Annotated in this window: 14 protein-coding genes; 8 read left to right on the top strand and 6 right to left on the bottom strand. The window is 33.9% G+C overall.

Annotated features, from left to right (window positions below):
- Positions 1–886 precede the first annotated feature (886 nt).
- The 4 genes from GVK91_RS00070 to GVK91_RS00055 all read left to right on the top strand — a co-directional run bounded on the left by GVK91_RS00070 (position 887) and on the right by GVK91_RS00055 (position 4,831).
- Entirely contained in the window at positions 887–1,453 is a 567-nt protein-coding gene (locus tag GVK91_RS00070) for a helix-turn-helix domain-containing protein (protein WP_159726261.1), read from the top strand.
- A gap of 260 nt (positions 1,454–1,713) precedes the next feature.
- Positions 1,714–3,009: a DNA methyltransferase gene (locus GVK91_RS00065; protein ID WP_159726258.1), complete on the top strand. Its 1,296-nt coding sequence runs from the start codon at positions 1,714–1,716 to the stop codon at positions 3,007–3,009.
- The gene (locus tag GVK91_RS00060; RefSeq protein ID WP_159726256.1) at positions 3,010–4,149 is read left to right on the top strand and encodes a DUF262 domain-containing protein; all 1,140 of its coding nucleotides are present in this window, start codon (positions 3,010–3,012) and stop codon (positions 4,147–4,149) included.
- Positions 4,139–4,831, top strand: coding sequence for an MAE_28990/MAE_18760 family HEPN-like nuclease (locus GVK91_RS00055; protein WP_159726254.1), 693 nt, complete (start codon positions 4,139–4,141; stop codon positions 4,829–4,831). Before GVK91_RS00060 ends, GVK91_RS00055 begins: the two co-directional genes overlap by 11 nt.
- Positions 4,832–5,102: 271 nt before the next feature.
- On the opposite strand, the gene GVK91_RS00050 is transcribed toward GVK91_RS00055, so the two are convergent.
- The 6 genes from GVK91_RS00050 to GVK91_RS00025 form a co-directional block, all read right to left on the bottom strand.
- Positions 5,103–5,378, bottom strand: coding sequence for a hypothetical protein (locus GVK91_RS00050; RefSeq protein ID WP_235032728.1), 276 nt, complete (start codon positions 5,376–5,378; stop codon positions 5,103–5,105).
- Positions 5,379–5,454: 76 nt separating this feature from the next.
- Positions 5,455–6,963 carry a PIN domain-containing protein gene (locus GVK91_RS00045; RefSeq protein ID WP_159726249.1) on the bottom strand — a complete coding sequence of 503 codons (1,509 nt, stop codon included), beginning with the start codon at positions 6,961–6,963 and terminating at the stop codon, positions 5,455–5,457.
- Entirely contained in the window at positions 6,960–7,478 is a 519-nt protein-coding gene (locus tag GVK91_RS00040; protein WP_159726247.1) for an ATP-binding protein, read from the bottom strand. The genes GVK91_RS00045 and GVK91_RS00040 overlap by 4 nt, the downstream gene beginning before the upstream one ends.
- A gap of 16 nt (positions 7,479–7,494) precedes the next feature.
- Complete coding sequence (locus GVK91_RS00035; RefSeq protein WP_159726245.1) at positions 7,495–7,617, bottom strand: heavy metal-binding domain-containing protein; 123 nt, start codon at positions 7,615–7,617, stop codon at positions 7,495–7,497.
- Positions 7,618–8,296: 679 nt separating this feature from the next.
- Positions 8,297–8,725, bottom strand: a complete 429-nt coding sequence (locus GVK91_RS00030; protein ID WP_159726243.1) for a transposase — start codon at positions 8,723–8,725, stop codon at positions 8,297–8,299.
- 53 nt (positions 8,726–8,778) lie between these two features.
- Entirely contained in the window at positions 8,779–10,476 is a 1,698-nt protein-coding gene (locus tag GVK91_RS00025; protein WP_262886193.1) for an ISL3 family transposase, read from the bottom strand.
- A gap of 225 nt (positions 10,477–10,701) precedes the next feature.
- On the opposite strand from GVK91_RS00025, the gene GVK91_RS00020 reads away from it, so the two are divergent.
- Genes GVK91_RS00020 through GVK91_RS00005 form a run of 4 tightly spaced genes read left to right on the top strand, consistent with a single transcriptional unit; the run spans position 10,702 to position 12,258 of the window.
- Entirely contained in the window at positions 10,702–11,118 is a 417-nt protein-coding gene (locus tag GVK91_RS00020) for a hypothetical protein (protein ID WP_159726239.1), read from the top strand.
- 14 nt (positions 11,119–11,132) lie between these two features.
- A complete protein-coding gene (locus GVK91_RS00015) occupies positions 11,133–11,411 on the top strand; it encodes a transposase (RefSeq protein ID WP_159726237.1) in 279 nt (92 codons plus the stop codon).
- On the top strand, positions 11,408–11,710 hold the full coding sequence (locus GVK91_RS27720; RefSeq protein ID WP_369073907.1) for an IS3 family transposase: 303 nt from the start codon (positions 11,408–11,410) through the stop codon (positions 11,708–11,710). The genes GVK91_RS00015 and GVK91_RS27720 overlap by 4 nt, the downstream gene beginning before the upstream one ends.
- Positions 11,707–12,258, top strand: coding sequence for an IS3 family transposase (locus GVK91_RS00005; protein ID WP_159726233.1), 552 nt, complete (start codon positions 11,707–11,709; stop codon positions 12,256–12,258). Before GVK91_RS27720 ends, GVK91_RS00005 begins: the two co-directional genes overlap by 4 nt.
- Positions 12,259–12,438 lie beyond the last annotated feature (180 nt).

The raw sequence follows: 12,438 nt of genomic DNA, 5'->3' as shown, positions 1-12,438 counted from the left end.
GCGTTCAAATGGCTTGCCATTGCATAAGGTCAAATGCGACCTATGCCAAATGGACAAATAATATTAAAAGTCCGAAAAGCGCCCTGATACAATTTCAAAGCATAAATAGGGTTAATTATGGCGCTCCCTGCCGGAAAGAAGTAAATACCGACCTACAGCAATATCGTCTTGCAATAAAAACTACGGGTAAAAGTTGGGACTGAATGAAAATTTGCTTAATTTTAAGGTGCAAATATTAAATCAAGCTGTATCATTGGCCAATATTACCTTTTAATGCAATTATATAAGTGTATAGGTCGGTCACAGGCGTATCAAGAGGGAAATTAAACTGAACTGGGTTCAGCTGTCTTTTCATTTTAAGGAAGGTCAACACCTCCCCTTTTTATTGCTCTTTTATAGCCTGTTTTTGATTTAGCGCATCCTATTCGGGTGCGCGGAATATGTTCTTTAAAAGTGATTTGCGGGAATACCTAGTCAATCCAACTTGGATCGATTGAGGGTAATGGATGGTGTTTGTTCGTTTCGTTCTCATAATTGTTTTTGGTTTTATGTGAACGACGTCTCTCTTTAATGTTATCGGCTTCGAAGTAGATTAACCAAAGAATGAACCTTAATGCTTCTGACCTGGCATCGCCAAACGCCAACCTAACCGAAGTTAGGGTTCCCCAAAAGACTGACATAAGGTTCACCCTCTGGTAATTTTTACAAATATAAACATTACGCAGAGATATGGCGAACCTACGGTCATCTCGTGGGAATTTGGCGATTTCGGAACGAGAGTGACATCGTTAAGTTGGGCTTACCACCCTACTTTTCGCTATAACTACATGACAAATATAGAGATATAAATAGAATAAATCAAATAAAATTAAATCTATTTACAAGAATGGCCAACGAAGAATTCTCGAGAGCACTTAAATATCTAAGACTTAAATTTAAATTAAGTCAAGAAACAACAGCAAAAATTGCAGGCATCATACAATCAGATTATAGTGCCTTTGAACGTTTAAAAAGAAAATTGCATCTAGATGATGCTGACAAAATATCCACACGTGTATGGGGAGTTTCATACAATAATTTTGTGGAATTCTCTAAAAAGGAAATTGACGTAAAAGAATTACCCTCACCTACTCAGGCAGCAATAACGGAAAGTACAGGTAGTAAGCTAAGATCAACAGAAAACTTATTGGCAAAAGAACTAGATCGGCTCATTTCGGAAGGATATCTTAATAAACCTACGACAGCGAAACATCTTCATGCGCAAATGGATAAGAAACTCGAAAAAAGGAAATTTACTGAAATCACCAACCTCCTCAGCAAATCTCCTCGCAACCAAATGATCTTACCACTGTTTAAAAATAGTTCGCCAAAGGTTTTTGTTCATAAGGATTATTTTTCTGACTATAACAAAATTCCAAAGGAAGACGTCATGAAATTGGTTGATAATAGTTAGGTTGGTTAGAAATTTAATCGATATATTATTTATGTTGGTTAATTAGCCTATATTTACCTTAAACCTATAAAGTAAATGATTATTAAATTCTATAAAATACCCATACAATGCTGTTTTATAGAATAACAGATATTAAGTATTTGAATTTTAATTATCTATTTTTTTAGAGCTAAATTCTTATACTAAAATTTATAATCTATATTTTTGGGGTTTATTATAATGATTATCAAATTTCAAATTCCGTATCGACAATTGCTTCAATGAATATTTTAAGGAAAAAAAATAATGCAACTATATTAAATCCGAAAAGAAACAAAACAGAGGATTTGAATTTCTACTCATATTATGCTGGTTTTTCTAATCACTTCGCGACAGAGTTAATAAAGTCATCTCAATTAGAAGAGGGATCCATTATTTTAGATCCTTGGAATGGCAGTGGGACTACTATAAAATCTAGCACAATATGTGAGATTCAAGCTATTGGAATTGATTTAAATCCTGTGATGGTAGTAATTGCTAAGGGAAATTCTTTGCACAAAAGCGAATTCTCCAGCATTCGTTCCCTTTTTAATGAAATTTGCAAAAAGTCCCTCCAATTGCAAAAAGGTATAGTCGTAAGTGATAAAGACCCTCTTCAATCTTGGTTTTCTAAAGATTCAATAATAAATATAAGAGCTATTGAAATTTCAATAAAAAACCTTTTAGTTCAGCCAGATTACATTAATAAGATAGAATGGATAAATAACGTTTCTTGTATTGCTTCTTTCTTCTATATTGTGTTATTCCGTACATTACATCATTTTATTACGCCGTTTAAAACCTCAAATCCGACTTGGATAAAAAAAGCCAAACTTGAAGATTCAAAGATTAATGTGGATCTACACTCTCTGTTAAATTTTGCAGAAGGAGAAATTGAGAAATTAATAAATATAGGCACGAAAGATAATTCAATTAAGAGAAATCAAGCAAATATATATCTGGGATCTTCTACAAAATTAGATCTTTTTGATAATAGTATAGATTTTGTTTTAACATCTCCACCATATTGCACAAGAATCGATTATGCCATAGCAACTTCTCTCGAACTAGCAATCTTGGATTACGATTTGTTAGAACAGAACGAATTAAGAAGAAAATTAATTGGAACATCTACAGTTCCCAAAAAACCACCTATAGCAAGTGAAGAATGGGGAGATACATGTAATTTACTTTTAAAAAAAATAGAAAATCATGACTCTAAAGCTTCAAAATCATATTATTTAAAGAATCACTTGCAATACTTTAACTCATTAGCGCTTTCAATTAAAGAAATAAGTAGAGTTTTAAAATATGGTGCTAAGAGTTATTTAGTCGTGCAAGATTCTTTTTATAAAGATATTTATAATGATTTGGCACAAATCTGCATTGAGATGGGATATAATTATGGGTTACATTTAGATCAAAAAGTAGACTTTCCAACAAACCAGTCAATGGTGGGTATAAACAAAAAGACAAAAATTTATAGACGAACCAATAACACAACAGAAAGTGTGCTCTGTTTTATAAAACAAAATTAAATGGCGAAAAAAAAGATTTCCACAATTGATGTAATAAATGCGATTGAAACGCAACTTAAAAATGTTCATACCTTAAGTCTAGATCTTTCTTTCAACGAGTTACTAGATATGAAACGTGATGAGGAATTGGATATTAGCCCTGACTATCAAAGACTTTTTAGATGGTCAGAAGGTGCGAGATCTAGATTTATAGAATCACTCATATTAGAAATGCCTGTTCCACCAATATACGTTATTGAAGAAGAAGATGGAAAATATCTTTTAATCGATGGTCTACAACGTATATCTTCATATTTGCATTTTAGAGGAGAGTTAGATGCACCACATCTAGATCCTCCAGTTAAAAAAGGAGATAAACTTATTTTATCAGATTGTGACATAGTAAAAGAATTAAATGGATTGAAATTTGAAGACTTAAACACAGCTTTACAAATAAAACTTAAAAGAGCATTTGTTCGTGTAGAGGTAGTAAGAAAGGGAAGTGATCCTAGATTTAAATATCATATGTTTAAGAGATTAAACACAGGCGGTATTGCATTAACTCAACAACAATTAAGAAACTGCACAATTAGATTGCTAGATCCAAAGTTTAATGATTTCATAATTGAATTAAGTAAAAATGAACATTTTACTAAATGTTTAAATATACTTTCTTACGAACAAAGGTTAGCAGCTTTTGACCAGGAACTAGTTTTAAGGTTTTTTGCACTAAAAAATAATAGAAAAGGCTTTTCTCATGATGTTGCAGACTTTCTTACAGAATACATGGAATATGTTTCTGATCCATATCTAAAGTCTCAATTTAATTATGATAATGAAAAAAGCAATTTTATTAAAACTTTCGAAATATTGAATACGTCTATGGGAGAGCTTTCTTTCGGTTTTGCCAATAAGAATAAAACTATTACAAAAGGATTTGGAGTATATCATTATGAAGCTATTACTATAGGTATACAAAAAGTTATTGAGAAAATAGACATCAATAAAGATATAGAGAAAATAAAGGATATTTTAACAGGAATAAAAAAAGATAATACCTTTATAAAAATAACAACAGGGGGAGGAAAAAATTCAAAAGGACCTCTTAACGAAAGGATAAAATTTGTTGAAGATAAGTTTTTAGAGGTCTATGGAAATTGATAAACTTTGGGAAGACATCGAATCCGATTATTCTTGGCGAATTGATGAGATCCGATTTTTCCAGAATCAGTTGGCGAATTTCAGTACAGAAGATGAACGTGATCAATTTAGACGTGCAATTATTTTACTGCTTTACTCTCACTTTGAAGGGTTTTGTAAATTTTCATTTTTATTATATATAAATGCTATAAACGATGAGAATATTAAATGTCAGAACGTTAATTCCACTATTAAAGCTTCATCCTTAAGCTCAGTTTTTGATGGTCTTAGAAATCCAGACAGTAAATGCAGAGTATTTGCGAGAGCTCTTCCCGATGATAGCAAACTTCATCGCTTTTCAAGAGATATAGAATTTTTGGATCGAACAACGGACTTTGAAAACATCATAGTTAAAATTCCAGATAACATAATTGATGTGGAATCAAATTTGAAACCAAATGTCCTAAAGAAAATTTTATATAAACTGGGCCTTGATCATAATTTATTTACCCCTTATGATGCAACGATTCACAAGCTATTGGGATTTAGAAACAAAATTGCACATGGACAAATTAAAGAGGGCATTAATAAAAATGATTTTGACGAAATAAGAAATGCAGTTTTCGATGTAATGACAAATGTTAAATCAAAAATTATGGATGCGTTAACTAGACAACTTTATTTAAGTTCTGTTAATAATTGAAGAATTAATACATTTATAAAAAAAAAGCTCCATTTATCACTCAAGGTAAAATAATTTCAAAAAAGTTCACACAAATGCTAGTGCGGCCAAGGATCCCGCTGAAAGGGGAAGGCCGCTCTTTGAATCCTCAAAACTATCATTCAGTGAGGGCGTAATATGAACCTGTGTAATTGGATTAAAAACTAAGGTGCGCCTGTAATTTGTAAGTGTCCAAAAAAAATCCAACGATTTACTCCGAGATGGAACCAATTAATTAACACTGATATAACTTCTACATATCAACATATGCGAAAGATTGTGGCGCTTTAACGCCATAAGTCTCCAATATATCATAATATTTTTCATATTTTTTGAAACTTTTAATTTTAATTGCATATCCCTTTTCTTTATCAGCGAAATAACTATCAAAAAATACCTTATCCACAGCAGAATGTTTCCCAGTTTTCCGCCATAATTGATCTATTTTCTCATGCAAAATACCTTCGATTTCAAATTCTCCGATGACTTTACTTATAGGTGCTGACGCGTAAATAATGACATTTTTCACTTCTCGGATTTTAAAAATAGACCGCCTTAATTCATATATTTTTTCCCCTTTAAGGATTTTCTCCGCATAAATCGGTTTAATCGACAATATAACTCTCATTAGCTCTAGCCTCTTTTATGAATGTTTCAAATTTATCATTTTTTATTTGAACAAAGCCTCTAGGTACATCATTAATTGAAGAAATTACTCCAATTTCTATTAATCTATTAAGATTAACTTTCGGTTTTGGAAAGGAGTCAATATATAAAAAATTTACAATAAAAGGTCTATTATTGGAATTGTAATTCCACCATCCTCTCAATTCTTCATCGCCAAACACGCTACGCTTTCGACAAAGCCTTACAAATTCATCCTCGCTCCTTACGCCTGTAACCACATTTTCCACAACTCCTATCGTTGAAATTACTCCAGCAAAACGCCCTCCGGTTCTATAAAAAAGCACTATGTCACCGCTTTTTAAATTTCGAAAGTAAGATCTGGATATATATACCTTCTTGAGAGCATTCCGATGTGGTTCATTCTCAATATAATCTTTAGGAGATTCATTATTTAGAATTGAGTCAGGAAACAATTCTGTATGATAATCGGGGTAAATTGGGGTTATAAATACTCTAGAGCGTCTACTTATAAAGGGAAAGCTTTCCCTTGGGTTTTCTAATAATCTTTTTGAAAAATCTCTTACATATACGTTTTCATCGCCGTTACCTGTCGCTTTCCTACCCCAAAACTTGAATCCCCATTCTTCTAACAAATTCACCAGCCTTTGCTGTTCTTCTCTTTTATCAAATATTGTTACATATATTTCATCAACATTATTAGTAAGGGCATTATCAAATATTATTTTTAAAAATCTTTCCCCAAGTTTATAACCGGTAGATGTAACTTTAAAAGTTCCAATTTTAAGCCGTTTTTTGGGCTCAAATTTTGGGGAAATATTCTCATAACTTTCATGTTTATTTTCAACTTTTAAAAATAAAAAGGCTCTAACAGAATCTTCTATCGAACAGATATAGCACTCTTTATCCGCTTTTGTATTAAACCAATCCTTAAACTCCTTATAATCTTCTTTAAAAGAGTCAAAAAAAGTATCATTTAAATCGATATTTCCGAAATATTCTTTTTTGACCGAAAGGACTTTATATTCGGATAAACTTGGATTTTCAAAGACCAGCTTCTCTATAAAGGAGTCAATTTTGTAAACTTTTTCTGCTATCCCAAGCTCTTTTGCCTTCCTATGAAGTCCTTTGTCCTCAGTAATTAGGTAATTTACTCGATTATTATAAACTTCATTTAAAATAGATGAATCATTCGAATCATTTATTGATCTATCTTTTTTTCTTAAATTGGAAATGGCCTCATTTTCAGGTGACAATGTTTTAAGAATGTTATAATTCTCAATTTTCACACTCATGGTATCAACCACATCGGCATCTTTGTAACTTCTTATTTCACTTAATGTGACTGGATGTACACATTTTTCGTAATGTACCTTGTCTAACCAGTTAAACAATAATCCAATGTCACGATTATAAACTTTACTAGCCTCTCTATGAACTATTATGTTTGTGTCTAATAATATCCTCATTTTAAAAAATTTAAAAGGTTGGTTATATTGTATTCTTCACTTTTTATAATAAAGAGTGGTGCCTTTAAATGTTCACTCACTTCTTTTGCTGTTAAAGCCTCAAGAGATTGAAAATCTTTTATCAAATTTAATTCGTAATTTTTAGAATCCCTTTTTTCCAATCTAAACTTTATTGTCTCTGGATCTGTGATAACTAAGATAAGTTTGCTAGGTTTAATACCACTAAAGGTATTTATCGGAATTTTCTCAGGTATACCAATCTTATTTAAAAGACAATAATGGCCATCTAATAAATAGTTCTTATCCATATCGATAATGGCTTTCAAATTAGTAACTAGTCTGTCTTGAGTAAAATTAATATCTTTAACAACTTTCTCCTCACGTCGGCTTAATTCATCCCACTTTAAAACCTCACTCGCTGTCAAATGTATAAAATCTGTGTTTTTGACAACATCTAAACAAATATTTCCTTTTCCACTGCCGTGGATTCCTCCAATAAACGTTATATTCTCCATAATTATTTTTTTTAGGTTAAATAGTAAAAATAGATACATCATTAAAAATATTGGTACCGATGACAACATTGGCTGCTATTGAATCATTATATTGTGAAATATCTCTCCCTTCGATGGAATTGGTACTGGTTACTATCATGGCATTATACTTTTCAATTGGGCAAGGTTAATACCCAAGCGTAATATACATTATTTATTCTGAATTAATATGTTTACAGATATTAACTTTCGAGATTATTACAAACTGTACGGCTAAGGTATTAGTTTGAAAGAAGGATTGGTTACGGGAAACCGTAGCTGATTTACTCAACGGTTTTACTAAGACAATAAAATAAATAAAAAGGCCTCCCTAGTTAACCGTCGAGGGAGGCCATGTTGGCTAGATGTCCGCTTGGGCTAGATGTTAACCGGCTTTGGCATTCAACTATTGTAAAGATCGCGAGATTAGTTGAGATAATTGTTGTTGATTTCTTATAAAATGTTGATCAAAAATTCCATTCTAATTATAATTCAATTCCAAAAGGCTATATCACTTCATCAAATATTATTAAAGTTATACTGGTTATATTAGCACGAGAGCGTGTAATGTTTAGACGAATATCTAGAGTTCCCAACTCTATGTCCTTTTTGCAATCTGCATCATTTTCTACGACTTCCCAAAGCTTAACTAATTTAATACCCTTTTGTTCAGCATACTTTACGGTATCTTTGGTAAATCCTGATTTGCATACAATAATACCCTTTTCTATACGCTTTCAACTTACACTCATTACCGTTGGGTATTTCGGAGCAATGGGTTCTTCGTCAATTTTGGTGAATTATGCTGATTTTGCAAGTATCATTTTCCTCAATAGCTGAAATCCTGCCCTTCCGTACATTTTTCTTTTTATATTTTTTATTCGATTCACTTGTCCCTCAACCTGGCCGTTACTTACTGTTCTTACTACTGCATTATTCACTGCTTCATAGTCCCTTAAAAGGTTTTTAGCGAAATTTTTAAGCCCGCACTCTGATGTTGATGCCTCCTGAATCCATTTTTGTAACATTCCTTCTTTCTTGATAAGAAACAATTGTTTAAAGTCCTTTATCAACTGCTCCAGTTGTTTTATTTGAGGAAGCTTTTCAAATAATAATTCTAAAAATTCTTTATCATCTTCCTTGAGGTGTTTTGACTCCCTATAGAGCATTAAGGATAATTTGGTTGGCGACCAAGTTTTTGCTACCACCACCTGCGCCTTATATTTCATTCTACTAAGTGTAATCGGTAAATCAGAATGGTTCTTCGCCAATTTTGATGCACTTATCCAGTTTGTGAAAGGCAGACCTTTCTTCTGAGCAATTCAAAACTCCCCTTACCATACATTTCACGTTTTTTATTCTTTAACCGGTTCACATTTCCTTCCACCAGTCCGTTGGTCCAATCATAAGTTATCGCATTTTTTACTGCCTGAATATCCTTTTCTAATCCATTACAAAAAGTATCTATTCTTTTGCGGCCAATTAATCGGCCATCTTTAATCCAAGTGTCCAATTGATCAGGGCATCCTCCTTTTAGAAGAGCGCTAAACTCTATGTAAAGCTTGCGTAAGCTGGATAGAAGTGAAACTTCACGAACTAGTTTATCAACGGTTTGCCTTTCCTGTGAGCATTCTCCCGTATCTTTCGCAACTCCAAATTCCGAATTTGTCACATAAATTGATAGCATTTTGGGTAAAGGTAAAGGAATAAAATTAGTCACGATATCAGGATTATTGATTTTTAAGGGTTTAGTATATGTTCGATTCCCTTTATGTTTATAATCTGGAAAATTTAAGCTAAACCATCTAGTGAACGATCGTTCACAACATTTTAGCCCTATATCTTTTAAGGATCTAAACATGGCGGTAGGATTGATTTTCAAACTGCACATGTGTTTGATTTCGTTTATATATCTATTATAATTTACAGATGTACTCCTCTCTGGTGAAGGTATTCCGTGTTCTAAATATTTTTCAACGGTGCGCCAGTTAGTTTGTGTTTTTCGAGCTATTTCAGAAATGCTGCATCCATTTTCCTTCATTTTAATCATCTGAACAAGTTTTTCTTCTTTCTCCAACATACCAGACGGGATATTCTGCTTAATATTTTCTTTAGTATAGTTATCGGAATCCAAATTCGTTTCAATATCAGGAGGGTTTTTTGATTCTGTCTTGGCATGAATAGCTTTAGAAACCGTCTTTAAATAGCTGTATTCTTGCCGAATTTCGTCTTGAATAGCATCACTTAAATTTTTTACTAAATGGAACCTGTCGGCAATCTGCTTTGCGTCCGGAATAGCTTTGGCGATGGCACTGGCATAGGCTGTGGCTCGATCCCGAGTTACATACTCTATTTCTTTATGACGGGATAGCCATTTGACAACATCACTGGAATCCCTACTGTCCAGAATATCTATGGGGCGTCCCGTATATGCGTCAACGATTATTGTTCCATAGTTCATTCCCTTTCTCTTTGCCCAATCATCAATACCGATGCAATACAATTGTTTATTTGTGGTCATAGGCATGGATTTGACCATCCTAAGACAAGTATTGTTGCTGACAGGGATATTCAATATTCTAGAAAAGTAAGCGCCTTTATTAGCCGAAATCTCAATGAAAAACTTCTTTAAATATTCGGAAGCTCTATTTGTACGTCTAGAATAAGGTTCAGTTAAATTATTGCACCTTTCTGAAAATATCTGCTTTTCACAGTCAAGATTTTTGCAGGCAAAGCGGCGGACCTCAAGCATTATAATAACTGAACTCGCCGCCAAGGGTAGATCTACGAGTTTTCTTACATAGGAAGAGCGCACAATGGCACTGTATTTCATACATCGTGGACACTTAGAACGAGCTCTTGTTCTTTTTGCAAATAGACGTATTGTTGTACCATGTACATCTGAACTGTATATCTTAGTTTCTCTGTCACCATAAAATAGACCTGTAGTTTTTAAGTTAAAAGTATCGCTTGAATTCACTGAAAAATATCTGATTATCAATATTTTAAGTTACGAAAAAAGCATTACTTAAACAAGTTTTTAAGTCGTTATATTGCTGATAATCAAACAATTAATTGACTCTTATAGGAAGGGGTATCAGATGCATCAAAATTGGCGAAGAACCTTTAGAGTGCAGCATAATTGGCACTAATAAATACATAGTTCATCTTTTGGGACGCGGTGTCCCAAAAGAAAAAACAAGCTTTGTCGGAGCAAAAGACAAAGTTATTTATGAACTATTATTTAAGTAAACTTATGACCTATCATGAGGTTCACAGAATGCATCGGGAAGGCATTTCGATTCGCAGGATTTCCGAACATCTCGGCCTGAACTGGCGTACTGTAAAAAAGCTTCTGAGCAAAGACGACCGAAGTTACCAAAAAGAACTGGAAGCGCCCCCTTCCAAGAAAAAGTTACTGGATCCCTACCGTGATTTCGTAAAGGAAAAGCTGTCGCTGTATAACGATACCTCAGCGGCCCAGATGCATGACTGGCTCAGGGAGCATTACCCTGACTTTCCGCAAGTCAGCCCCAAGACCGTATTCAACTTTGTTCAGGATATCCGGGCGGAGTTCAACTATCATACTACCCCAATACTGGACAACTGCATAAATGTTTAAATTAGCAGTTGGAAATGAAAAAAGAACGCAGGAAATTCAGTGCAAGCTTTAAGGCTAAGGTAGCCATAGAAGCCATCAAAGAGCAGCAGTCTATCCAAGAGCTGGCGGTTAAATATGAGTTACACCCAACCCAGATCAACACCTGGAAACGGGAGTTTTTGGATAATGCAGAATGTGTTTTTACCACGGAGAAGTCTTCTTCAAAAGACGATTCCAAGGAAAAGGAACTATACTCCAAGATTGGGGAGTTACACATACAGGTGGATTTCTTAAAAAAAGTATTGGGCAAATGAGCTTAGAAGAGAAACGTGGGCTTGTTTGCCCATCATATAAGAAAATGAGCGTTTACAGACAGTGTAAGGTTATAGAGTTACCCCGTAGTAGTTATTATTTTAAACCCAAGGGGGAATCGCTGTTCAACCTACAGGTTATGAATGCGATAGATCGTAAGTTCCTAGACTGTCCATTCTACGGGGTAGAGCGCATGACAGATTATTTAAGACAAGATCTAGGTTATTTAGTGGGTTATAAGCGCGTTCGTAGGCTGTACAAGCTCATGAATCTGAAAACTATACATCCTAAAAGAACTTGAGTAAAGCAAATAAGGCGGACTATAAATTTCCGTACCTACTCAGGAACCTTAAGATCGAAAGGCCTGCTCAGGTATGGCAGGCAGATATCACGTACATACCAATGTTTAAAGGCTTTATGTATATGTTTGCTATCATAGATGTATACAGCAGAAAGATAATGGGCTGGGACGTATCCAATACGATGAATGCCGAATGGTGCAGGGATGTGTTGGTCGATACGATCCAAACTCATGGTAAGCCCGAGATATTCAACACCGATCAGGGATCTCAGTTTACATCTGAAGTTTTTGTGAAAGCCTTACAGAAAAATGAGGTTAAGATATCAATGGACGGCAAAGGTAGAGCACTGGACAATATCTACATCGAAAGATTCTGGGGATCCCTTAAAAGAGAGAAGATATACCTCAATCCACCCAATGGAGGTGTGGATCTGTACCGGCACATTAAAGAGTACGTATCATTTTACAACACTGAAAGAAGGCACAAATCTTTAGGACGGATAACACCCGATGAAAAGTTCTGTAAGGAAATTAAAAATGTATCGTAATTATATCTTAGTTTAGTAAAAAGTTGTCCAGCAAATAGGGAGTATCATATTACATGGGAGTGTAACGTCAACTGTGTCATTGGATTAAAATCTTAAAAACCTCTTTCTAGTTTGAGTCTATCCCCAAATCTAATATAAAGTTGGGATATGGTCAAGCCCCAGTTATGCATTGGCATCGTC

This window comes from Sphingobacterium sp. 18053 (genome assembly GCF_902706145.1).
In the GTDB taxonomy this organism is placed as follows: domain Bacteria; phylum Bacteroidota; class Bacteroidia; order Sphingobacteriales; family Sphingobacteriaceae; genus Sphingobacterium; species Sphingobacterium paramultivorum.
Note: the sequence above shows the minus strand (reverse complement) of the source record. Positions and strands in the feature narration are given on the sequence as shown.